A 23,815-nucleotide genomic window follows, 5' to 3' on the forward strand; every position below is an offset into this window, starting at 1 on the left:
GGAAGCTATTTATTAAATTCGATCGATGAGATTCAAGTTACTTTTACTATTCCTGCTATTTTCCCTAAAGCTCATTGCACAGCAGCCTTATGGCAATGAGTGGATCAAAAAGAATCAGTCGTATTTAAAAATTCGTGTTTCAGAAAATGGTATTTATAAGCTTACTTACTCACAACTTCAAACTGCAAACTTTTTAGGAACTAATCCCGACCCGAGGAACTTCAAAATATTCTTTCAGGGGAAAGAAATCCCTCTTATTGTTTCTGGGCAGTCTGACGGAAGTTTTGACAATGGTGACTATATCTTATTTTTTGGCAAACGCAACGATGGAAAGTTGGATGAGGTGCTTTACGAAAATGCATCTTTCCAGCCTAACCCGGAGGTAAGTCTTTTTACTGATGAGACGAACTACTATTTAACGATTGCGAATGAAGCAGGAAAGCGTTATCAAACCCCGGTAGTAGATGGTGCATCAACAAGTCCCGAGCCATTTATCATTTATACTTCTTCCCTCAATCTTATAGATCAGTACCAGCCTGGTGAATACCTATTGGATGTAATGTCTCTGTCCGAGTACATCAACGGAGAAGGCTACATGGGACCGGTTTTTGGAAAAGGCGAAGGTCAAACCAAAGCTCTCGCAACGCCTAACCGGATTACAACAAATGGGTTCAATAGCTATGTAGAATTTTACATCGCAGGTAGATCCAATGCGCTTTCAACTTCAGCATCAAATCATCATTTAAGGGTTTCCATCGGATCTAAAACTATAAAGGACACCCTTTTTAATGGCTATTCCACGATCCGGACAAAACTGCAGATAGATCACTCTGATATCAACGATATCACCTCGCTTACTTTTAGTTCAATTAATGATCTGAATGCCACCACTGATTATCAAGCACTTTCGTATGCCCGCATCACTTATCCCAGATCTCTCAATGCAGCTGGGTTGTCCTCTCTTTCATTCAAATTAAGTGCAAGCTCAGCAACAAATCTCCTGAGGTTTACAAACAGTGACTGGACTGAACCTTTAATTTTAGACACGACAAATGCAAGGGCGTATGCCGGCACAAACAGTAACGGTCACACCGACTTTATTATTAGTAATCCGGGAACAAACACTTTGTTTGTTACAACTACTTCCGCAGCAAAAACAGCTTTAGTGGAAAAGGTATATTTCAATTTAATTGATGGAAACAGCTTTAATGCAGATCTAATAATTGTTACGCACAGGTCTCTCTCAAATGCAGCCGAAGAATATTCAAGATATAAGACCTCTAAAGGAAATAAGCCGGTGATTGTATTCACCGATGAAATCTATGACCAATTCTACTATGGTCTTCACCATCCTCAGGCTATCAGAAATTATTTAAGATATATTCTCAGTTCGGCAAAAATAAAGCCTCAGTATTTACTGCTGCTAGGCAAAGGATATGAAACACCTCGATCTCTTCTTGCCCAAGACCTCGTTCCTACCATGGGTTACCCAGCCTCAGACATGGCGTTCTCCTCTCAAATTCTCGATAATACTTTAGCCCCGGCATTAGCAACTGGCAGGATTCCAGCTAAAACAAACGAGGAAGTAATTGATTACCTGAATAAGCTTAAAGCGTATGACGTCTTACCAGACTCTTTATACAGAAAGAATTTTATCCATGTAACAGGAGGACGTGATATTAATGAAAATAGTCTTTTTACCAGTTATTTGAATGACCTTGCCAACCTGGCCCGTAGGGAATTCCTTGGTAGCCACATAATTAATTACAACAAACAGGTTACGGATGCAGTTACCGATAATTTGTCTGATAAAATTGTAAAGAGTATTAGCAATGGAGCTGGATTTCTATCCTTCCTTGGCCATGGAAGCACCGGCGCAACAGAGGTTTCATTGGGTACTCCCTCCTATTACAGTCAGGATCGGCTTTTATTCTTTCTGATTAATGGCTGCAGTACGGGAAACGCCTTTACTTCTGGTTCACTTGGAGAATCATATATCCTGCAGAAAAATCGAGGAGCAATTGGATGGATTGGTACAAGCAGCGAAGGTGTAGCGAGCTACCTCTACTCCTTCAGCAAAAAATTCTATGATCATTCTTTCAAAACCCACTACGGAGCTTCGGTAGCAATGAATTTACTCTATACTACCCGCGACTATCAGAATCCCGACAAAAATTTGCAACAAGCACATACCAGGCAATATATCTACCTGGGTGATCCAACTGTAACGTTTTACACTCCATCAAAGCCAGATTTCGAGATTAAACAAGGCGACGTATTCTTTAGTGATAAAAATATTACCGCAAACAGTAAAGAGCTGAGGCTTAACATAGTGATTAGAAATCCTGGAAAGGCGATTAATTCTAATATTTCAGTTTCTGTAAAAAGAATCTTAGATGATAAAAGGGTCATCAATTACCCTGTTCAAACCTATTCATCTGTTTATAACACAGATACCTTGACATACCTTCTAAATAATGATATTGTTAATGCCAGTGGAAATAATGTTTTGGTAGTAAGTTTAGATCCGGGCAACACCATTGATGAATTAAACGAGAGCAATAATACCTATACTTATAATTACTTCCTTCCATCAATGGGAATAACCCTTGTTTCTCCTGCAGCTTATAGTATTGTTGGATCTTCACCTACAACTTTAGTAGCAGAACAAAACAATCCATACGTAAAATCTTCTGAATACCTTTTTGAAATTGATACCGTTAATACGTTTACCAGTGCCTGGAAGAAAACTTCTGATATAATCAGTTCGGGACTTTTGGCAAGATGGCAGCCGGGTATAATCTGGGAAGCTGGAAAAGTATACTATTGGAGAGCAAAAATTAATGTAGACGAGCAGAAAGGTGGGCACTGGCAGCAGAGCTCATTTACTTATATTCCCGCTAGCCGGGAGGGCTGGAACCAGGGGCATTATCAGCAATTCGAGAATATTACTTTTAGCGAAAGGCTTACTTTCTCTGACGACAAAAAGGCTTTTAAGTTTACAAACACCACTTATCCTGTTTTAGTAAGAACTCGAGGAGACCTGGCTCCAACATCCACAGAAAGAGCAATACGACTAGGTATCTCTGCGGGAAAATTTTCATTTAATACTTCCGAATTTCAGGGCTTAACTATAATCGCCCTGGACCCGATGAAACAAAATTCTCCTCTAAATTATCCCAGTCCTCTTAACTATAAGAATGATGGTGTTAACGGTACAGGTCAATTTTACTTTAATACAAGTCTTTCCTCAGGACAAGATTCGCTTATTCGCTATATCAACAATATCCCTCAGGGGTATTTTGTTATTGGCATGAGTGGAATAAATTTCGATCCTAAGACACTTCCTTCAACTGTAAAATCGGCACTCGGAACCTTAGGACTAACAGCTTTTAACTCTGTTGGTTTAGGAGAGCCTTATGCATTTTCAGGTATAAAGAGCAAAGGTACTGCGACTGAATTTATTGCAGATTACAGTCTTGGAACACCGGCGAGGGAACAGGCAATAACGGTCAATTTTAACCTTCCATATCCTTTTAACTCAGGCTTTTTCAATTCCGAGAAAATAGGTCCTTCACAGGAATGGAATCAGGCTGACTTTAACTTTAAGGTAGACAAGGGAGATGTTGTTAACTATAGTATTACTGGAATCAGGGAAGATGGTTCTGAGGCAACTTTATATCAGGGTACAGTAAGCGGAGGCCTTGGATCTGTCGATTTAAAAGATGTACAAGCATCAGTTTACCCATTCATTACGCTTAAGGCCAATGTGGAGGATAATACTTTTTATACACCCGCTCAATTAAATTCATGGAAAGTTCTTTATAAATCATTTCCGGACATATCCATCAATACAGACATTGCTGATGAGTTTTACAATAAAGAAATTTCGAGAGGCGATACATTGAAGCTAAAACTAGGTTTGAGCAATTTAGGCGATAGTAAGAGTGATTCAATAGTTGCTAGCTATAAAATTATAAAGCCTGATAATACAGAGATTAAAGGAAACATTACAACTCTTGCCTCTTTAGATGCTAAAGCGAATACTACTCTTTCATTTTCATATCCAACCACAGCCCTGGCAGACTCTAACATTCTCCAAATTTCAGTGGTTCCAAAGAATTCGAAAGATCCTCTTACCTTTAATAATCAGGTCAATTATTTCTTTTATGTTCAGCCCGACAAAAAGGGACCTCTGGTAGATGTATTATTTGACGGGCAACGAATCGTCAATGGAGAAACTGTCTCCCCAAAGCCCCAGATTTCAATTTTATTAAGGGACGAAAACAAGTTCCTACTCCTTAACGACACAACCTCTGTAGAGCTTTATTTAAAAAATAATGCCGTTGGTGACCTAAAAAGAGTAGCATTTAGCTCAAACAAAATAACTCTTCAAAGTCCCGGAACAACTGACAATAACAAAGCGACCTTCCTATTCGTGCCAGACCAACTTATTGATGGGCAATACACTTTAAATGTTAGAAGCAAGGATAAGTCAGGAAACTTTAGCAGTACTAACAATTACGAGGTATCCTTTGAAGTGATCAATGAAGCATCTATCACCCATTTTCTACCTTACCCAAACCCATTTACAACTTCTATGCAATTTGTATTTAAAATAACCGGGCAACAAGTACCAGATAAGATTAAAGTGCAAATAATGACCGCAACGGGAAAAATCGTTAGGGAAGTTTTAAAGGAAGAACTTGGGGATCTGAGAATAGGTAATAATATTTCGAACTTTAGATGGGATGGTACAGATCAGTTTGGTGACCGGTTGGCAAATGGAGTATACTTTTACAGGGTTTATGTTGAAAATAATGATAAATCAGGAATAAAGCATAGAACTACTGCCGCGGATGGTATGTTCAAGCAGAACTTTGGAAAGATCTATTTAATGAGGTAACGTTTTATTATATAAACAGCTTATTTATGCCTAGTTCTGTTCATGCCGAGAATAGCACGAATTATACAACGGAGATATTCATCTTTAAGAATTGCAGCAGCAAACCTTTTGCCTTGCTCCATAGCTATTCTTTGCAGATGCCGGTCGAATACGCTTAACTTCAAACCTGCGGTTCCGAAGGTTAGGTCTGCTATGGGAGAATTTTGATATAAAACCCTTTGAAGAAAAGTTACCGGAATACCCCTGTCTGAAAACGGAAAAGCAAACAAATTATAATCTAGATTCAGCCATCGCTTAACTGTATCGAGACTTTCTTCAAATTGCCGAAGTTGTTCTGCGCCTGATAGTTCTGCAAAAGGAGGATGGTCTATACTATGAGCCCCAAAATGGAAGCCTTGTTTTTCTAATGATCTTATCTCGTCCCAATCAAGATAAGGTTGATTGATATTCAAATATTTCTCAAAATCAACTCCAAGCAAGGCTGCTATCTCATCCAATTTGTATTGATCGGAATACCTTATTTTTTTAAGAGAGAGAAAATCTTTACCAAATGGTATCTGTTGCTCAGAGAACCAGTCATAGACTAAGACGGGTATACCGCCCTGTTCCTTCAGATTGTTTAATCGTTCAATAAGAAGGCTTACCTTATGTCGGTAAAACATTGCTTCGTTTCCAATAAAAGCCGGATTTAAAAAGCAAATTGCAGGCACCCCTTTTTTCTGTAAAATAGGTGCTATAATTTCCTTGAACTCCTTCAGGCCATCATCAAACGTAAGCAGAAAGTTATTACCCTTAAGGTTTCGCAATTCATAATTAAACTGTCGAAGCTCCTCCACTCCAATAGGCTTATAATACTTCAACAGAAAATCCAGGTCCTTTTCAAATTCAATCACCTTTTTCACTTTATATAAGTGTTTGATATGAATCAGTTCCACGTCAGAAATTGTATGGTAAAAAGGAAGAATAGCTCTCCGCCTTGAGAGATTAATTAGACCTCCAAGTGGTAAGACTTGACTTAAAGGAAAAATCACATCTAAAAGCCTTCTCATCTATTTAATAAGAACCCTTTAATGATTTACTATAAAACTTAACAAAGCGGTCTCTGACTGCTGGATAACCGAAGTGTAGTTCTGCCTGAGCTCTGATCACGGTTGGATCAAAGCGTTCCTTATCTCTTATCAGATCTTTCATTCTTTCAGCTAGCCTTTTATAATCTCCTGGTGGGGTCAAGAGTCCATTTTCTTTATTTACAATCTCTGCAATTCCTCCAACGTTTGTTGCAACTACAGGAATCCCTACACTGAAAGCTTCCAATAAAACACAAGGCTGATTTTCAAAGAAGCTGAAAAGAACAAAGGCATTAGCTTCTTGATAAGCAGCAACGAGTTCAGTTCCATGAAGCTCTCCCAAAAACCTAATAGAATCTTCTAGATAGAGATCCCTGACCAGATCTTTCAAATCTTGTTGATGAGTACAGTTGCCTACTAGATTCAGATTTACACAAGTACCTTCATTTTTAAGGATATAAAAGGCTTTAATTATCCCTGATACGTTTTTTGTAGAATCTGTAAGTCCTGAAACATGAAGAAATTGAAATTCTTTACCAGAAATTTCATTTGCTCTCCCGTGGAAAAGATTGAAGTTAACGGTATTGGGGATGATCATAAAGTTTGGATGATCAATGAAATGACTTTGCATAGCATTTTTCAAACTTTGTGAGACCGTGGAAATTCCTCTGCTTCTTTTTACTATAAATGATGTCAAGGCTTTTCGAAGAATTCCATGATAGGAATTACGCGCAGGGAGATATCTGCTCCAATGTTCCGAGATACAATAAGGCGTTTTAAATATAAAATTTGCAATCAACGCTACTACCCCTACTCTTGTGAGCACATGAACATGATTAATATCGGGGTGACCAAAATCCCTAACAACTCGAAAATATCCGAGTATTAGTGAATAAAAGTAGGTAAGCCAATTTAAAGGCCTAAGCAGTTTAAACTTAAATTGGTAGAAGTGATTCCGGTAAACGATCAGGTCATCTTCCACCGCTTTTTCAAATCTTGGACGCTTCCTCCCCCCCTGATCCGGACACACGTGAAAAACTGCCAGTGTTACGGAATCATTTAAAGCTAAGGCATGTTGTTTTACGAAAATTCCAAGTACTCGGTTGGAGCTGGAGGGATACCAGGCGGGAAGGAATAATACCTTTGTTCGCTTATTTATCATTTCCTTCCTATCACTTGCTTCAATACCGCTTTTAACTTCTCAAAAGAAAGCTTCATATTGTGTTTTCTTTCATCATAAACCACTAAAAAATAGGGCTGAAGAACAGGGTTGAAATAAGATTTAAAATTTGCAATACTTTCAAGGTTAGCACCGCAATAGTCTACTAATTTCACTCTTTGTGTGGACATCCATTTCAGCCCTTGGATATAAATATACGTATGAATATCCTTAATATCCCCCTTATGAATTAAAAGAGTATAGGCCTTCCGGAGCCCGTCCAACAAAACCAGGTTTGAACATACCAGTTCCTCGTTTTTGTATGCATTAAAAGAAACAAGAAATCCTGCTTCAGCTAATTTATCGAAAAATTTAAAATACGGTTTAACCTCTTTTTTTGAAAGTCCCTGTTTTGTTAAGAATGCCAGATTTCTTTCTATAGATAAAAGGCCTGGTTTTTCGACTTTGAAAGAAACACCTCCCTGGGATACTTTCTTGAAATTACTTTCGACGCTTTTATGCACCTCTGTTTCCGTTACATCTTTAATGTAGGTGAATTTCGGTTTTACTTCAAACCCCGTCCAAAGGAATGGTCGCATATCCCTTATTTCTCCCCCCCCTATTCTTAGTTGAATTCTACGCCATCTCCCCTGCATATACTTAAGCAGGTTTTGAAAAACTTCAAGATACCTCCGTTCGCTTATCTTGGAATCAATCAAGATGGATGAATAGGTGAATGTAAGGGGTATAACAATTTCAACGCCTTTCGTAAAGATTGCAGCAGCAGCAAGGATATTACCATCTTCAGCAGCTAGAAGATAGTGTACTTTATAGTGAAATGATTCAGCGATGACCTGAAGAAAGTCTGGTTCAAAAAAAACAGAATCAGTTAAACTGGATTTTCCATTATTCCAAACTTCCTTGCCAACTTCAGAAACCATTGGCAAAAGCAAGCGTAAAATTAACTAGTCTTCTTAGTTTAATCCAAATAGTTTGAAATAGTGTTCTATTACGAGAGTAATTGACTTCATAAAAATTTTCAAGCTCCGGATTAAATTTTGATTTGAACATCGCTATTTCGGGAATATTTGCACCGTACAAATCTACTTTTTCTATTCCCCTTTCTTTCATTTTTTTAAAGACATAGTCGTAAAGGAATGCGGGAAATCCCGACTGGTAGTGGTTGTAGGATTTGCTGATGAAGAACATGTAAGCTTTAGACTCATAACTATCTTCAAGGACAAGGTCGAAGGCTACCATTACCCCATCAAGAAAACCAGCAAAAATCAACATCTCTCCAGATTGGCACAAATGCCTGAAGGAAGAGATAACCTCTGGTACAGAAGATTTTCTAAACTTGATATGAAGTAGCTCAGGTACTAGTCTCTCTTCTATTTCTGAATTCCATTCAATAATAGAGAAGGTGTAAGCCTTGCTATCCTTTTTAAGTATTCTCCTGATGTTTTTGTGGTAATCAAGCCTTGTTACCTTTTTGACATAAGTATATTTCAAAGTAGATTGAAATCCCTGCCATAGAAAGGGTCTTATATCATCGAAATCAACAGGCAGTCGAAGGGTAATATTGATGAAGCTTTTCTTCAGGTATTCCAGAAGAAGTTTTAACGAGTTATTTACTGAAACATTCCCAAGGTTACGGTTAACCCAGAAAGGATTAAACATAAAGTAATTAGGGATAACTATTGTATTTTCTTTAGTAAAGCAACCTAACAAAGTATAATTCTTGGTTTTGTCTCTTACAATGTAATATTCGACACCAAGCTTGTAACAGTTGGAATAAGTCGACACAAAGGATTGCTGCCTAAAAACGTTGTAAAAACCTATGGTTGCACAGATGTCATCCCATTCAGCCTGACTAAGTGTCTCAACTACCATGAAAAATTAGCTAACATTAACTAGGTAATGTTAGCTAATCTAATTTAATTTTCCCCCATTGCAAACACAATTGGTATAGTAAACATCACACGGACCTTCCTGCCGTTCTGCTCTCCGGCACTCCATTTCGGCGATTTCTTGATTACCCTGGCAGCTTCTTCATCACAACCGAAGCCTATGCCTTTTGCAATTTTGATATCTGTCAGAGTTCCATCTTTCTCGACGATGAAATTAACATAGACCCTTCCGGAGATCCCCTGATCTTGCGCTGCACCAGGATAACGCAGGTTCTTTCGGAGATAATTGGCAAAGGCGTCAAATCCGCCAGGGAAAGCAGGCTGAACTTCCAAGGTTCCTGTATTATGTACTTCTTCAGCTGTTCCATCAGGTACCCCTTCGCTTAATCCATTGCCACCCTGTCCTTCCGTAGTTGCACTTATTGCATTAGTAGCCCCTGTTGTTCCTTCCTGGGTAATGGGTCCAATAACTGCGTGTTCAATTTCCTGAGGCGTTGCGGGGTCTTCGATAGTCGCGGAGTTTGCGGGCACAACTCTCGGAGCTACGTGCCTGATCATTTTTACTTTTTCTGGTTTAGATTGCCCTTCTGATTTTGCCGGTTCAATTTTTTTAGGTTGGAGATCTACTACTACTATTTTATCTGGGGGAATAACAACTGTGCCCTCAGAGCTGGAAGACACGGTATCCTCCCCCTTCAAATGTTGATAGATCAATGGTGAGCACACTCCGCCGATGAAAAGTGCAGAGGCGATGAATAAGGCTTTGGTTAGTCGCGCATTGTAATTTTTTCTTAATTCATAAGCTCCATAACTTTGGTTTCGGTTGGCAAATACAACATCAAGCCACTCGCTGCTGTACACGTTTAATTTTGAGCTAAGCATAATCGTTCGTTTATTGATGGGATGCTGATGAACCATCTGATTCCATAAGCTCTAAAAACTTTTTTTACTTATTCGAAAAGCACTCTTTTTTTAAACAATGTTTAGATAATTCAATACTTTTTGCAAATATTTGAACCTTAGAATTCTAGGTAGATTAGAAAAAATAAAAATTAAACGAGATACAATGGCAAATTTAAGGTTCCAGGCATTAAATACAGTGCTTTCAAGGAGCATTCCTGAAGTAAAAGCACCATCGGATAAAGTTTCCGAATTTTATGCGTCGAATGTTTTTGATAAAAAGAAACTAGGAGAATATTTATCTAAAGAAGCCCTTGAAAGTGTAAATGATTCTATTATCCATGGAGTAAGAATAGAACGCGATATTGCCGAGCAAGTTGCTTCTGCGATGAAATCCTGGGCTATTTCACGTGGTGCAACTCACTATACTCACTGGTTTCAGCCTCTAACTGGTTCCACTGCCGAAAAACACGATTCATTCTTTGAGCCGGCAGGAGACGGTTCTGCAATCGAGAAGTTTACTGGTGATGCTTTATCCCAGCAGGAACCAGATGCATCCAGCTTCCCTAACGGCGGAATTCGCAGTACATTTGAAGCTCGCGGCTACACGGCCTGGGATCCGTCTTCACCTGCCTTCTTGATGGGAAAAACGCTTTGTATTCCAACTGTATTCGTTTCGTATACCGGCGAATCATTAGATAATAAGGCTCCTTTGTTAAAGGCCCTGGCCGCCCTCGATAAAGCCGCAGTTTCTGTTGCCCAGTACTTTGACAAAAGCATTGAAAAAGTAAATGCATCTCTTGGTATTGAACAAGAATATTTTCTGGTTGACCTGGCATTGTTTAATGCGCGTCCTGATTTATATTTAACAGGAAGAGCACTTTTCGGACATATGTCAGCTAAAAACCAGCAGCTGGAAGACCATTATTTCGGATCTATTCCAGATAGGGTACTTGCCTATATGCAGGAATTGGAGATCGAGTCGATCAAACTTGGAATTCCTCTGAAAACCCGTCATAATGAGGTGGCTCCGTCCCAATTTGAGTGTGCTCCTATTTACGAAGAGATCAATTTAGCTATCGACCATAACCAGTTGTTAATGGACTTGATGGACAAGATCGCCCGTAAACACAACTTTAAGGTTCTGCTTCATGAAAAACCATTTGCTGGTATAAATGGATCTGGAAAGCACAATAACTGGTCGTTGATAACCAATACGGGAAGAAATCTTCTTTCACCTGGAAAGACGCCTAAGAACAACCTGATGTTCCTTACATTCTTTGTAAATACGATCAGGGCAGTTTACGAACACGCCGACCTGCTTCGTGCTTCTATTGCATCGGTAAGTAATGATCACCGTTTAGGTGCAAATGAGGCCCCTCCTGCCATTATATCAATCTTCCTTGGCAGCCAGTTAAGTAACGTACTTGACGAGATCGAGACTTCCCGTGTTACTAGCAAAATGAAAAATGAGGCTGCACTATGGACTAACATTCCCAAAGTCCCTCAGATCTTATTGGATAACACTGACCGGAATCGTACTTCTCCTTTTGCCTTTACAGGTAATAAGTTCGAATTAAGGGCGGTAGGTTCTTCAGCTAACTCCGCAAGTCCAATGACTGTTTTAAACACCATTGTTGCTGACCAACTGAATAAATTTAAAGTAGACGTTGATAAACTTCTTCGTAAAGGAGAAAAGAAAGACGTTGCGATAATGACCGTCATTAAGCGCTATATCAAAGAATCAAAAGCTATAAGATTCGAAGGTAATGGCTATTCTGACGAGTGGGAGCAAGAAGCTGCAACAAGAGGATTGTCAAACATCAAAACCACGCCCAAATCTCTTGACGCATTGGTATCAGAGAAAACTGAGCGCCTTTTTGAAGAAAGTGCTATTTATTCAAAGCGTGAAGTTCATGCCCGTCATGAAATCTTGTTAGAAAACTACTACAAGAAACTTCAGATTGAGGCGCGTGTAATGGGTGAATTGGTGAATAACGTAATTATCCCAGCTTCTATCGACTACCAGTCAGACCTGATTAACAACGTACGCGGTTTAAAAGAAATTGGTCTTGGCGAAGAGACATACCAGGCTCAATTAGAGATTATAACAAAGATCTCTGAACACGTGAATCAGATACGGGCCAATGTAAAGCAAATGGTGGATGCACGTAAACAAGCTAACGTGATCGATGCTCCACGTGAAAAAGCAGTTGCATACGATGAAACTGTGAAAGCTTTCTTCGAACCGATCCGCTACCATGTTGACAAGTTAGAGCAACTTATTGCTGATAATAAATGGCCTCTTCCTAAATTCAGGGAACTGTTGTTTATAAAATAAGCTCTTCTTTAGAGTTTCAATATGACCATATTTTAGGCCCGGAGCGAATTTCTATTTACTCCGGGCTTTGTTTTCTCAGCCTCAATCTCACTTCTAAATTTTTATCTTTGCAGCGATGTCAGATTTGAAATACAACCAACGCGGCGTTTCTGCCGGAAAAGAAGACGTTCATAACGCAATAAAAAACATTGATAAAGGAGTTTTCCCTAAAGCATTCTGCAAAATAATTCCTGATATTTTAGGTGGTAATGCTGAATGGTGCAATATTATGCATGCTGATGGTGCCGGAACTAAATCCTCTCTTGCCTATGTATATTGGAAAGAGACCGGCGATATTTCCGTCTGGAAGGGTATTGCTCAGGACGCCATTATCATGAATATTGATGACCTTCTTTGTGTTGGGGCAATTGACAATATACTTCTTTCTTCCACCATTGGAAGGAACAAAAATCTTATTCCGGGAGAAGTAATTGCTGAGATTATTAACGGAACCGAAGAAATACTTTCTGAACTTCGTGAGTTAGGAATCGGCATTTACTCAACTGGTGGCGAAACCGCAGACGTTGGTGATCTTGTAAGGACGATTATTGTAGACTCTACTGTTACCTGCAGGATGAAAAGAGAAGATGTCATTTCAAATGACAGGATCAAGGCCAGTGATGTTATTGTAGGTTTAGCTTCCAATGGACAGGCCTCCTACGAAAAAGAATATAACGGAGGTATGGGTTCAAATGGTTTAACTTCTGCTCGCCATGATGTTTTCCATAAATACGTGGCTGAGAAATATCCTGAGAGTTATGATCCTTCAGTACCTTATCACCTGGTTTTTGCAGGAGGAAAAAAGCTTACAGATGAGGTAGAGGTTGAAACAGGGGAAAAAGTGACAGCGGGTAAGCTGGTGTTGTCAGCAACCAGAACGTATGCGCCGGTAATAAAAACGATATTAGGTAAATATCGTGGCCAGATATCAGGCATGGTGCATTGTAGTGGCGGTGCTCAAACCAAGGTCCTTCACTTTATAGATAATCTTCATGTAATTAAAGATAATCTTTTCCCTATCCCTCCCCTATTTAAATTGATACAAGAGCAATCCGGGACATCATGGGAAGAGATGTATAAAGTATTCAACATGGGTCATAGGATGGAGCTTTATGTTCCTTCAGAAATCGCTGAGGACATCATTAGTATTTCAAAAGGCTTCAATATCGATGCTCGCATAGTGGGCCGGGTTGAAGCTGCAGATAAAAAACAAGTAACTGTTACCTCTCCTTTGGGACAATTCGTATACCATTAATGTAATTGAATTATTGCATTAGGAGCTAAAAAGGTTAAAGGGCTTAGCAAATTACAGGCCCTTCAACCTTTTTTTGTTAGCGACCAAATGTCGGTTTTTATATTTATCTACATCTTTAATTTACTTTTTTACATTATTACCTTCATTTTCATTCTTTGTATTCAATGTCTCCGGTTCTGGCGTCAAACCCTTCTCAGGTGCGATAGTAAAAGAGGGCTCAGAGGAATCTATGGCCTGCTGATAACGTTCCATATCAGAATCGTAATCGTTCTTATTAGCACTTTTATTGCTGTTATCTACAGTATTGTCATGGGCAGGCTTATCCACCTCTCTTTCTTGATTTTCTAAAGAATCGTTTTCCTCAGTGTTCATAATTCATCGTTTTCTATTAAAAACACTTGCGCAAGACTTTGTTTTGAACAATAAATTTTAATTAGGCAGGAACAATCCCTTATAAAACTGAGTTTACGGTCATAAACGAAATGCCCTCATCTAAACTCCCTATATATAGCGCGTTAGTGGCAAATCTTCTAATTGCCGTGACCAAATTTATTGCAGCTGCTGCTACAGGTAGTTCAGCTATGCTCTCTGAAGGAATACATTCAGTGGTCGATTCTACCAATGAAGTTCTATTGCTTCTGGGGATAAGCAAAAGCAAGAAGCCGGCGGATGAGAAACGACCCTTCGGGTACGGCAAAGAGCTGTACTTCTGGGCATTTATAGTTTCTATCCTCATATTTGGAGTAGGTGGCGGAATATCCTTTTATGAGGGAGTTACTCATATCCAACATCCCGAAACAATTAAAGATCCTAAATGGAATTACTATGTACTTGCGATCGCTATTGTTTTTGATGGAATATCTTTCATCACAGCTATACGCGAGTTTAATCGGCAACGAGGGACAATGCCTTTCTGGTTAGCCGTGCGCAAAAGTAAGGATCCTTCAACATTTGTCGTTCTTTTTGAGGACGCGGCAGACGTTCTGGGACTTTTGGTGGCCTTTCTTGGAGTCTATTTGGGACATACGTTAAAAAACCCCTATCTGGATGGAATCGCTTCTATCATTATCGGTTTAATCCTAACGTCTGTATCACTTCTACTCGCAAAAGAAAGTCGCAGCCTGCTTATGGGTGAAAGCGCAGAAAAAGAGATTTTAGACGGCCTGATAACCATAACCCAAAATGATGCAGCAGTTAGAAGCGTAGTTCAGCCTTTGTCTATGTATATGGCGCCCGACGAAATTATTTTATTACTCAAAGTGAAGTTTGATGTTAAGTGCTCGGCGATGGAAGTAACCCAGGCAATAGAGCGGATACGAGGAAAAATTCAGCGAGAGTTTCCAACTATAAAACAACTTTACATCGAACCTGAATGTTAATACTAATCTCCCTTATGAAAAAAACATTGATTCTAACCCTGACTATTTTAACCTTATGTACTATACGCAATAAAAGCCTATCTCAGGAAAAACCTGACGAAATGGATACCGACCGTCCAAATAGGACAGAGACACCAAAGACCGTAAAGAAAGGTCATTTTCAGTACGAGACCGATTTATTATTGCGAGAAAATAAAACCACAGGCTCGGATAAAGAAAAGGATTGGTTATATAACCAGGCAAACTTGAAGCTGGGGTTATTCAAAAATACTGATGTGCAACTTATAGCTCAGACGTATGGCAAAGAAAGCACGACTGAAATTAATACGGGAATAACTCAATCACGGGAAGGCTTCGGAGATATAATACTTAGAGTAAAGCAAAATATCAAAGGGAATAAGCAAGGATCATTTGCTGTAGCCCTTGTCCCCTATTTTAAAATCCCCACCAGCACCTTTTCCGACAACCAGAGGTATGAAGGAGGACTTCTCCTTCCGATGAGGGTTAAATTACCGGGGGAATGGGAATTGAGTTTCCAGGTCGAAGCTGACCGGTTGAAAGACAGTGAAGGGGAAGGCATGCACACAGAATTTTTACAATCAATAAATTTAAATCACGATATAGTGAGAAAGTTAAAGGCATTTGCTGAAACCTATTACACGTTTAACTTTAAAGATCACCACTGGAACAATTTTCTTGATGCTGCCTTACAAGTTGAAATAAAAGAAAATTTCAAAATAGATGGAGGTTTCAACTACGGAATCCAAAAAGATGCGGAGAAAAATGTCTTCTTAGGTGCTGCCTTTTGTTTCTAGCTTTGCTCAACCCACTTTCATTATTACGTTTATGAATTGGCAACGTCAACCATTCCTGGCACTGATAGAAACATAGAAGCAAAAAAAGAAACTATAAACTTGAAATGTGAAATAACTTCACAATTTTCACTTCTTACTCAGCTCTGTAAAACAATTAAGTAGTGTTGTTGTTATACTACTTAACATCTTAGCAAGATAATTATAAAAATATTGCCAGCTAAGAAAAACTTAACTCACTTTATTAACAATATCTTAAAATCAAAAAAATATTTTGGTTATTTAGAGTAGTTAACTTTAAACTGTAAAATTAATAGAACATGAAACTATCAAGCATAGAGATTACGGAAAACGAATATCTGATCAAATTAAACAAAGAAGATTTCGACCTTTCATTCATAAACACTCTTGTCAAAAGAATTCAAGCAGAGACTTTTTTCAATTTCGATTCCGTAAGCGACGATGATATAATTAGCAGGAACAGAGACAGAGGTCCATATTTCGATCACCTGGATGATAAGTAAAATCATTCGGTGATCCTTTGCCTTGAAAACAAGCCTGTCTATCTCCTACCCTCTTTTCAAATTTACAACTAAACATCCTCTGGATGAACAACCGTTCATTTAGGGCTTTACGTGGGCGCTTTTAATAAAACCTCCGCGAGCTGAACTTGCAAATAGCCAACCTTTTTCGTAAGGCCACAAAAAAACAATTAATTATCTCAATACAGGGTGGGCTTTCACAAAAAAAGCCCTCATTAAGGGCCTTATTTATTTACAAACGATTATCTTCTGAAACCACCACCACCTCTAGACTGAACAACGGTTTTATCCATTTGCACCATCTGGCCTTGCATCATTTTTATCTGCTCGGCAAGCAGTTTGTTTTTATCCGCTTTTTTAGCCTCCTGCAAGTACATCTGAGCCTCTCTTTTATTTCTTTTTGCCATTGCAATGCCTGCAAGGCTCAACTTTGCTAAAGCAACATTGTGATCCATGGTCATGCCCAACGACAAAGCTTTCTTGAAAAACTTCTCAGACTGCATAGGTGCTCTGCGAGATTCTATCAATCCCAATAACAAGTGATAGTATCCATGCTGTTGCTTTATCAACTCCTTCTCGTAATTCTTTATATTGTTAAGCCATTTTTCAGCTCCGTCCATATTCTCCTTTCTAAGGTAAAATTGAGCCAGAAGCATTTTCTCGTTAAAAAAGAAAGTAACAAATACAAGTATTGATATAAGCAGAGCAAGTATGCCCCATGCCCAGTGTCCAAAAACAAATAGTGTTACCGCAGCACCCAACACCGCAAAAGCTATAATTAACCTTAAAATATTTGGCATTTCTAATATTTCTTTATTTTGTGGCGCAAATATCTGCTTATTAAACTGCTTAAACAAGAAAACAGCGAATTATGGCAATTCAAATAGAAGAATCCTGGAAAGAGCTTTTGGAAGATGAATTTGAGAAGGATTATATGATTAAACTGCGGTCCTTTCTGAAGACAGAAAAAGATTCAGGAAAACTAATTTACCCTCCAGGCACCCTGATTTTTAATGCTTTTAATCACACTCCTGTACCTGATGTTAAAGTAGTTATTATTGGCCAAGATCCCTACCATGGTCCCAAACAGGCTCATGGACTTTCATTCTCGGTTCAACAAAATGTTTCCATACCGCCATCGTTAAGGAATATTTTTAAAGAACTGGCAGCCGACATAGACGGATTTAAGCCTCCTATTCATGGCGATCTTACAAAATGGGCAGATCAAGGAGTGTTGCTTTTAAACGCTGTCTTAACGGTAAGGGCAGGGGAAGCTGCGTCACATCAAAATAAGGGTTGGGAACAGTTTACAGATACAGCAATTTCGAAACTGGCAGAGAAGCGCGAGGGATTAATCTTTTTATTATGGGGGAAGTTTGCCCAATCGAAGGCAAATTTCATTGATATTAAAAAACATTTTATTCTTAAAGCCCCTCACCCTTCCCCTTTAGCACAGGGCTTTTTAGGATGCAGACATTTCTCCAAAACAAATGAAATTTTAGTACAACAGGGCAAGTCACCAATAGACTGGCAAATATAAAATTGTAGTTAGTCGTATTTTAGGGAGAATTCAACCTAATGAACCATCCCTCCTTCTCTTTTCAAATAGGCCTCTTCAACTACCTTCTCCAAAAGATCCAGGTCAAACGGCTTCGGAAGAGCATAATCTGCTCCCGCCTCACTTGCAAGATGATTTATATCGTTATTAGCTGTGATATACACTACCGGAATACTTCTAAAGGGCGGATGACTTTTAATTGTTTTGGTTGCTGTAATCCCTCCTGTTCCGGGGATCCAATTATCCATAAGGATCACAGAAGGATGAGAACTTTCAACCTGATCTAAAATGTCATTAACGTGAGTTGTTGTAAAAACTTCCCAACCCGCGTCGGCTAATACAAATTCAATAATGTCTAAAATATCCTGTTCGTCGTCACAGACCAGCACTCTTTTCATATAACTACCCCAACCTCTAACACCAAAGAACAGAAATCGTTCTAAAAAAAATCATTTTCTATGCTTGCACCTATTACGAAACTTGTCGTGTAGCATCAGATCACCTTTCTCACACTTTCGCAAACTTTTACACTGATGAAAAGTTTTCTGCTAGAACCTATGTAAGACAACTAATTGTCTGCTTAAAACATCTGCTAATGAATCCTAACGGTAGAAAAAGAGTAATTATTACTGCTATATCACCACAGGTTGAAGGTGGTATTTATCCTGCTAAGGCAGCGATACATGAAGATTTGCTCATTTCCGCAAGCATATTTGCCGACGGTCACGATGAAGTGGCCGCCGCAGTTGAATTAAGGAAAGCTAATGAAGATAAATGGACTGAAATTCCACTACAATTCGTCATTAATGATCACTGGGAAACCCTTGTTGAAGCCACTGAAATCGGTTTTTTCAGCTATCGCATACGAGGTTGGATAGATCATTTTACAACCTGGCAGCTCGGCTTACGAAAAAAATTTGAGGCTGGTCAAGACATCTCGGTGGAGTTATTGATTGGTGTTGAAATGCTGGAACAGGCAGCCAGGATCGCAGAGAAAACAGATGCTGGAACCTTAGCGAAGTGGGCGAATACTATCAAAAAGAATGAGGATGTTCAGACTTCGGTAGCCCTTGCCTCCGGAGATGAAGTATCGAAATTGGTTAGGAAATATCGCGACCAGACTTTAGATACTATCAGCCCGGAATATCCCTTTGAAGTGGAGAGGAAAAAAGCAGCTTTCAGTACATGGTACGAGCTATTTCCAAGGTCTACATCTCCTGAGCCTTCCAGGCACGGCACATTTCAGGACGTGAAAGAAATACTGCCACGGGTTGCTAAATTAGGATTTGATGTCCTTTATTTCCCTCCAATACATCCTATTGGAGAGGTTAACCGCAAAGGAAAAAACAATTCATTAACTACAGAACCTGGAGAACCTGGATCGCCATGGGCGATAGGAAATCGACTGGGAGGACATAAAGACATCCATCCCGAACTTGGCACTCTCCAAGACTTCAAAGAATTGGTTCAGGAAGCCAAAAAATTAGACATAGAGATAGCAATGGATATTGCTTATCAATGTGCTCCCGACCATCCATATGTAATAGAACATCCTTCATGGTTCAAATGGCGCCCGGATGGAACAGTACAATATGCCGAAAACCCTCCGAAAAAATATGAAGACATCTTGCCAATTAATTTCGAAACAGAGGATTGGGAGAATCTCTGGAATGAATTAAAAAGTGTTATAGATTACTGGATAGAACAGGGCATTACTATCTTCCGAATAGACAACCCTCATACTAAAGCCTTCCCATTTTGGGAGTGGATGATTAGAGAGGTTAGAACAAGGCATCCGGAAGTGATCTTTCTGGCTGAGGCATTTACCCGTCCACGAAGAATGGAACGACTAGCGAAAGCGGGATTCAACCAGTCATATACCTACTTCACCTGGCGAAATACCAAATATGAATTGGAAGAATATATGACAGAAATAACGAAGACAGAACAACGGTACTACTTTCGCCCCAACTTCTGGCCTAACACCCCTGATATCCTTCCTCCCGAGTTAACTTATGGTGGAGAAAATGCCCATATCCTACGTGTACTTTTAGCCGCTACGCTCTCCTCAAACTACGGTTTATATGGTCCTGTTTACGAATTCGGATTAAATACTCCTCGACCAGGCAAGGAAGAATATATCGATAACGAAAAATACGAAATAAAACACTGGGACTGGAACCAATACACCCGTATCAAAGAAGTTATTGGCCGAATAAATCGGATCAGGAAACAAAACCCTGCTCTGCAATCTACGTGGAACATCAGCCTTGCACCAACATCTAATGATAGTATTATCTGCTATGCAAAAACAGATAAGAAGTCTAAAAATGCATTGATAATGGCTGCTAATCTAGACGTTAATAACACCCAGGGAGCCATGGTTAAAGTACCATTGCAGGAACTTGGATTGAACTATGAGCAGCCTTATACTGTTCATGATTTACTTAGTGGAAGTAAATACACCTGGTATGGCGAATGGAATTATGTGGAATTAAATCCGTACGAAATGCCGGCCCATGTTTTTCGAGTAGAACAGGCAGAAGCAGAGCTATAAGAAAAACCATGGAACTCCAAATCGATTTTTTAAAATTTAACTGACATTCAGCTATGCTTGACGATAAACTTCACTGGTATAAAGACGCAATTATTTACGAATTGCATATCAAGGCTTTCCGGGATGGGAACTGTGATGGAATAGGAGATTTCAAGGGATTAATGGAACGCCTGGACTATCTTCAAAACCTTGGGGTGACCGCTATCTGGCTTCTCCCATTTTATCCCTCACCTTTAAAGGATGACGGCTACGATATAGCCGACTATTACAGTATCAATCCTTCCTACGGTGATATAGAAGAGTTCAAGGCTTTTTTGAAGGAGGCACATAAAAGGAACCTCAAAGTAATTACAGAACTTGTTATAAATCATACCTCCGACCAGCATCCCTGGTTTCAAAGGGCAAGGCGCTCGCCCAAAGGATCACCCTACCGCGATTATTATGTGTGGACAGATGACCCTAATCAGTTTCACGAAGTCCGTATTATATTTCAGGATTTTGAGGGCTCTAATTGGACTTGGGACCCGGTGGCGCAACAATATTATTGGCATCGATTTTTCCACCATCAACCGGATTTAAATTACGACAATCCTTTAGTACAAGAAGAAGTATTCCGGGTTTTAGACTTTTGGTGTAAGCTTGGTGTCGATGGTTTCCGTCTGGATGCAGTCCCCTATCTCTTTGAGCGGGAAGGTACCAATTGCGAAAACCTACCGGAAACCCATGCTTTCCTTAAAAAGTTACGAAAACATGTAGACGAAAACTTTCCCGGAACCTTGCTTCTGGCCGAAGCGAACATGTGGCCCGAGGATTCTGCAGCATATTTTGGAGATGGAGACGAATGCCATATGAATTATCACTTCCCTGTAATGCCCAGAATGTTTATGGCCTTGCAGATGGAAGACCGATACCCTATTACAGATATTTTTGATCAGACTCCTGATATCCCGGAGACCTGCCAGTGGGCCATGTTTCTTCGAAACCATGACGAGCTAACGCTTGAAATGGTGACCGACGAGGAACGGGACTATATGTACAAGGCCTACGTTAAAGACCCGAAAGCTAGAATTAACCTGGGGATCCGCCATAGATTGGCACCCCTAATGGAAAATAGCAGAGCAAAGATCGAACTATTAAACTATCTTCTTTTCTCGCTCCCTGGTACTCCTGTCATCTATTATGGCGATGAAATAGGGATGGGTGATAACTTCTACCTTGGAGACAGAGATGGAGTAAGAACTCCTATGCAATGGTCAGCGGATAGGAATGCAGGATTTTCAGAAGCTAACCCTCATAAGCTTTATCTTCCAGTGATATTGGATCCTGCTTATCACTATGAATCTGTTAACGTAGATATCCAAAGAGGTAATACAAACTCGCTGCTGTGGTGGACAAAGCGTATGATCAATATACGCAAGCAATACAAAGCCTTTAGTCGGGGAGATCTTAAGTTTATCCCAACAGAAAACTCAAAGATACTTGCCTTTACGAGAACGTATCAGGAAGAAACAATTCTTGTAATAGTAAACCTTTCAAGGTACTCTCAGCCTGCGGAAATAGACTTAAAAGATTTTAAAGGATATGTTCCGGTAGAGATCTTAAGTAAAAATAAATTCCCTTCTATCCTCGAGGATAAGCCGTATTTCTTTACACTAGGTCCGTTTGACTGCCATTGGTTCCAGCTTGAAAAAGTACATTTAGAAGTAACCGAGCGAAGAGATTTGCCCATAATAGAACTATCTTCCTGGGAGGCAATCAGTAATGATCATCACCTGCGAGTGCTGGAAACCGAGATCTTCCCCGAATACCTGTTGAAGGTAAGATGGTTTGGAGGTAAAGCGCGTGGTATCGAAAGTGTTCGAATTGTAAACAAAGCCGAACTTCCTTCAGCACATTACCCCAGCCTTATTCTTATAGTAGAGGTAAATTACCAAAACGGTTTACCGGAGACCTATCAGGTACCAGTAAGTTTCGCACCAGATAAGCTAGCGACTAAGTTATCATCGACAGCGCCTCAGTCCATCATTTGTCAGATAAAAATAGACGGGCATTTAGGCGCACTTTTCGACTCTGCCTTTAGTGAGGATTTCCAACAAGCACTGTTCAAGTATATGAGCGATCAAAGTACGGTGAAATTAACTGGTGGAGAACTTCGTTTTACAGGAAGCGAATTACTTAACACCTACGTGGCAGAGCATGATAAAGTCAAGTCAAAAGTTCTTTCAGCAGAACAAAGTAATAGCTCAATAACTTTCGATAATAAATTCTTCCTTAAACTTTACAGGAAGGTCGACACGGCTATTAACCCTGATCTTGAAATCAATAAGTTTCTGGCGGAATCCAACTTTGAGAATATCCCCCAATTGGCAGGATCTGTAGAGTGGAAGATCGGTAACTCTAATATGGTCCTTGGAATGATGCAGGAAATGGTGGAGAATAGCGGCGATGCCTGGTCCTCTACCATAGATCGCTTAACTGCTTTTTATGAAGAGATCCTTTCAGGCACTACTGTGGAAGCTCCAACGGCCGATCTGAAGGGCTCTCTCACCGCTCCGGCGGCCTTCGAAGAGGTTCCTGAACAAATCAAAAAGCTACTTGATGCCACAATTGCAGAGAGAGTAGAACTACTAGGAAGGCGGACTGGAGAAATGCATAGGTTACTTGCTTCCAATAATGAAGATCCGGCATTTAAACCAGAGGAGTATTCCTTACACTATCAGCGATCACTTTTCTCATCACTGCAATCACTTGTGAGAGCCACCTTCGATAATCAGCGAAGAAACTTGAATAAACTTCAGGGCGAGGCAAAAGATGAGGCACTTGAAGTTCTTGGAATGAGAGAAGAGATTCTGAGTACCTTCAAGCGGATTTATAGCAGGAAAATTGATGTAGTTAAAATACGGCTTCATGGTGATTACCATCTCGGACAAGTACTGTTTACAGGAAAGGACTACGTAATATTGGATTTTGAAGGAGAGCCGGCCAAAGCTTATAGTGAAAGACGATTAAAACGGTCAGCTTTGAGAGACGTAGCTGGAATGATACGCTCCTTTCACTATGCCGCATATGCAGGCCTCTTTCTTGATGATAAGATCAGCGAAGCTGATGCAGAGAGACTCATTCCGTATGCCGAGCAGTGGTATCATTACATGGCGGGCTTCTTTATGAAAGGATACCTCGAGACTGTAAAAGACACCATGATTATTCCCAAAGACAAGGAAAGTCTGGAAATACTGATCCAAACTTTCCTGTTGGAGAAAGCGGTTTACGAACTGAATTACGAGTTAAATAACAGGCCTTCATGGGTCATCATCCCGATAAGGGGGATTAAAGCAATATTGGGAGAACAAACCCTTGCTAAAACATAAGCTTTCCTTACACACTTGCAAC

Annotated in this window: 17 protein-coding genes; 9 read left to right on the plus strand and 8 right to left on the minus strand. The window is 39.7% G+C overall.

Annotated elements, in window-relative coordinates; all coding sequences use genetic code 11:
• Positions 1-25 precede the first annotated feature (25 nt).
• Complete coding sequence (gene porU2, locus J4N24_RS03085; protein WP_207532160.1) at positions 26-4,906, plus strand: putative type IX secretion system sortase PorU2; 4,881 nt, start codon at positions 26-28, stop codon at positions 4,904-4,906.
• Positions 4,907-4,926: 20 nt separating this feature from the next.
• Here porU2 and J4N24_RS03090 read toward each other — a convergent pair whose 3' ends face one another.
• From J4N24_RS03090 to J4N24_RS03110, 5 genes are read right to left on the minus strand one after another with little or no spacing between them, the layout of a single operon-like run.
• Positions 4,927-5,955 (minus strand): polysaccharide deacetylase family protein, encoded by a 1,029-nt coding sequence (locus J4N24_RS03090; RefSeq protein ID WP_207532161.1) that lies wholly within the window; start codon positions 5,953-5,955, stop codon positions 4,927-4,929.
• Positions 5,956-5,959: 4 nt separating this feature from the next.
• Positions 5,960-7,135: a glycosyltransferase gene (locus J4N24_RS03095; protein ID WP_207532162.1), complete on the minus strand. Its 1,176-nt coding sequence runs from the start codon at positions 7,133-7,135 to the stop codon at positions 5,960-5,962.
• Entirely contained in the window at positions 7,132-8,073 is a 942-nt protein-coding gene (locus J4N24_RS03100; RefSeq protein ID WP_207532163.1) for a hypothetical protein, read from the minus strand. The genes J4N24_RS03095 and J4N24_RS03100 overlap by 4 nt, the downstream gene beginning before the upstream one ends.
• A complete protein-coding gene (locus J4N24_RS03105) occupies positions 8,063-9,025 on the minus strand; it encodes a GNAT family N-acetyltransferase (protein ID WP_207532164.1) in 963 nt (320 codons plus the stop codon). The genes J4N24_RS03100 and J4N24_RS03105 overlap by 11 nt, the downstream gene beginning before the upstream one ends.
• Before the next feature lie 44 nt (positions 9,026-9,069).
• The gene (locus tag J4N24_RS03110) at positions 9,070-9,924 is read right to left on the minus strand and encodes an energy transducer TonB (RefSeq protein ID WP_207532165.1); all 855 of its coding nucleotides are present in this window, start codon (positions 9,922-9,924) and stop codon (positions 9,070-9,072) included.
• Between the two features lie 184 nt (positions 9,925-10,108).
• Here J4N24_RS03110 and J4N24_RS03115 point away from each other — a divergent pair, with 184 nt between their 5' ends.
• Positions 10,109-12,283 carry a glutamine synthetase III family protein gene (locus J4N24_RS03115; protein WP_207532166.1) on the plus strand — a complete coding sequence of 725 codons (2,175 nt, stop codon included), beginning with the start codon at positions 10,109-10,111 and terminating at the stop codon, positions 12,281-12,283.
• A 115-nt stretch (positions 12,284-12,398) separates the two neighbouring features.
• Entirely contained in the window at positions 12,399-13,577 is a 1,179-nt protein-coding gene (locus J4N24_RS03120) for an AIR synthase related protein (RefSeq protein ID WP_207532167.1), read from the plus strand.
• A gap of 120 nt (positions 13,578-13,697) precedes the next feature.
• On the opposite strand, the gene J4N24_RS03125 is transcribed toward J4N24_RS03120, so the two are convergent.
• A complete protein-coding gene (locus tag J4N24_RS03125; RefSeq protein ID WP_207532168.1) occupies positions 13,698-13,949 on the minus strand; it encodes a hypothetical protein in 252 nt (83 codons plus the stop codon).
• Positions 13,950-14,095: 146 nt separating this feature from the next.
• On the opposite strand from J4N24_RS03125, the gene J4N24_RS03130 reads away from it, so the two are divergent.
• From J4N24_RS03130 to J4N24_RS03140, 3 genes are all read left to right on the plus strand, one after another.
• Entirely contained in the window at positions 14,096-14,956 is an 861-nt protein-coding gene (locus J4N24_RS03130; protein ID WP_369806185.1) for a cation diffusion facilitator family transporter, read from the plus strand.
• Between the two features lie 14 nt (positions 14,957-14,970).
• Positions 14,971-15,771 carry a transporter gene (locus J4N24_RS03135; RefSeq protein WP_207532170.1) on the plus strand — a complete coding sequence of 267 codons (801 nt, stop codon included), beginning with the start codon at positions 14,971-14,973 and terminating at the stop codon, positions 15,769-15,771.
• A 317-nt stretch (positions 15,772-16,088) separates the two neighbouring features.
• Entirely contained in the window at positions 16,089-16,292 is a 204-nt protein-coding gene (locus J4N24_RS03140; protein WP_207532171.1) for a hypothetical protein, read from the plus strand.
• Positions 16,293-16,552: 260 nt separating this feature from the next.
• Here the strand turns inward: J4N24_RS03140 and J4N24_RS03145 are convergent, their stop codons facing one another.
• A complete protein-coding gene (locus J4N24_RS03145) occupies positions 16,553-17,110 on the minus strand; it encodes a tetratricopeptide repeat protein (RefSeq protein WP_207532172.1) in 558 nt (185 codons plus the stop codon).
• Between the two features lie 71 nt (positions 17,111-17,181).
• On the opposite strand from J4N24_RS03145, the gene ung reads away from it, so the two are divergent.
• The gene (gene ung / locus J4N24_RS03150) at positions 17,182-17,850 is read left to right on the plus strand and encodes a uracil-DNA glycosylase (protein ID WP_207532173.1); all 669 of its coding nucleotides are present in this window, start codon (positions 17,182-17,184) and stop codon (positions 17,848-17,850) included.
• Between the two features lie 35 nt (positions 17,851-17,885).
• Here ung and J4N24_RS03155 read toward each other — a convergent pair whose 3' ends face one another.
• Positions 17,886-18,266: a response regulator gene (locus J4N24_RS03155; protein ID WP_207532174.1), complete on the minus strand. Its 381-nt coding sequence runs from the start codon at positions 18,264-18,266 to the stop codon at positions 17,886-17,888.
• 197 nt (positions 18,267-18,463) lie between these two features.
• Between J4N24_RS03155 and J4N24_RS03160 the strand changes: the two genes are divergently transcribed.
• Positions 18,464-20,425 (plus strand): alpha-1,4-glucan--maltose-1-phosphate maltosyltransferase, encoded by a 1,962-nt coding sequence (locus J4N24_RS03160; RefSeq protein ID WP_207532175.1) that lies wholly within the window; start codon positions 18,464-18,466, stop codon positions 20,423-20,425.
• A 53-nt stretch (positions 20,426-20,478) separates the two neighbouring features.
• A complete protein-coding gene (treS, locus tag J4N24_RS03165; RefSeq protein ID WP_207532176.1) occupies positions 20,479-23,793 on the plus strand; it encodes a maltose alpha-D-glucosyltransferase in 3,315 nt (1,104 codons plus the stop codon).
• Positions 23,794-23,815: the final 22 nt, after the last annotated feature.

The organism is Desertivirga arenae (assembly GCF_017355785.1).
Classification (GTDB): domain Bacteria; phylum Bacteroidota; class Bacteroidia; order Sphingobacteriales; family Sphingobacteriaceae; genus Desertivirga; species Desertivirga arenae.

Bases quoted from the DNA above. Each gene is read 5' to 3' on its own strand.
- porU2 (WP_207532160.1), top strand. From the start codon at position 26: ATGAGATTCAAGTTACTTTTACTATTCCTGCTATTTTCCCTAAAGCTC.
- J4N24_RS03090 (WP_207532161.1), bottom strand. From the start codon at position 5,955: ATGAGAAGGCTTTTAGATGTGATTTTTCCTTTAAGTCAAGTCTTACCA.
- J4N24_RS03095 (WP_207532162.1), bottom strand. From the start codon at position 7,135: ATGATAAATAAGCGAACAAAGGTATTATTCCTTCCCGCCTGGTATCCC.
- J4N24_RS03100 (WP_207532163.1), bottom strand. From the start codon at position 8,073: ATGGTTTCTGAAGTTGGCAAGGAAGTTTGGAATAATGGAAAATCCAGT.
- J4N24_RS03105 (WP_207532164.1), bottom strand. From the start codon at position 9,025: ATGGTAGTTGAGACACTTAGTCAGGCTGAATGGGATGACATCTGTGCA.
- J4N24_RS03110 (WP_207532165.1), bottom strand. From the start codon at position 9,924: ATGCTTAGCTCAAAATTAAACGTGTACAGCAGCGAGTGGCTTGATGTT.
- J4N24_RS03115 (WP_207532166.1), top strand. From the start codon at position 10,109: ATGGCAAATTTAAGGTTCCAGGCATTAAATACAGTGCTTTCAAGGAGC.
- J4N24_RS03120 (WP_207532167.1), top strand. From the start codon at position 12,399: ATGTCAGATTTGAAATACAACCAACGCGGCGTTTCTGCCGGAAAAGAA.
- J4N24_RS03125 (WP_207532168.1), bottom strand. From the start codon at position 13,949: ATGAACACTGAGGAAAACGATTCTTTAGAAAATCAAGAAAGAGAGGTG.
- J4N24_RS03135 (WP_207532170.1), top strand. From the start codon at position 14,971: ATGAAAAAAACATTGATTCTAACCCTGACTATTTTAACCTTATGTACT.
- J4N24_RS03140 (WP_207532171.1), top strand. From the start codon at position 16,089: ATGAAACTATCAAGCATAGAGATTACGGAAAACGAATATCTGATCAAA.
- J4N24_RS03145 (WP_207532172.1), bottom strand. From the start codon at position 17,110: ATGCCAAATATTTTAAGGTTAATTATAGCTTTTGCGGTGTTGGGTGCT.
- ung (WP_207532173.1), top strand. From the start codon at position 17,182: ATGGCAATTCAAATAGAAGAATCCTGGAAAGAGCTTTTGGAAGATGAA.
- J4N24_RS03155 (WP_207532174.1), bottom strand. From the start codon at position 18,266: ATGAAAAGAGTGCTGGTCTGTGACGACGAACAGGATATTTTAGACATT.
- J4N24_RS03160 (WP_207532175.1), top strand. From the start codon at position 18,464: ATGAATCCTAACGGTAGAAAAAGAGTAATTATTACTGCTATATCACCA.
- treS (WP_207532176.1), top strand. From the start codon at position 20,479: ATGCTTGACGATAAACTTCACTGGTATAAAGACGCAATTATTTACGAA.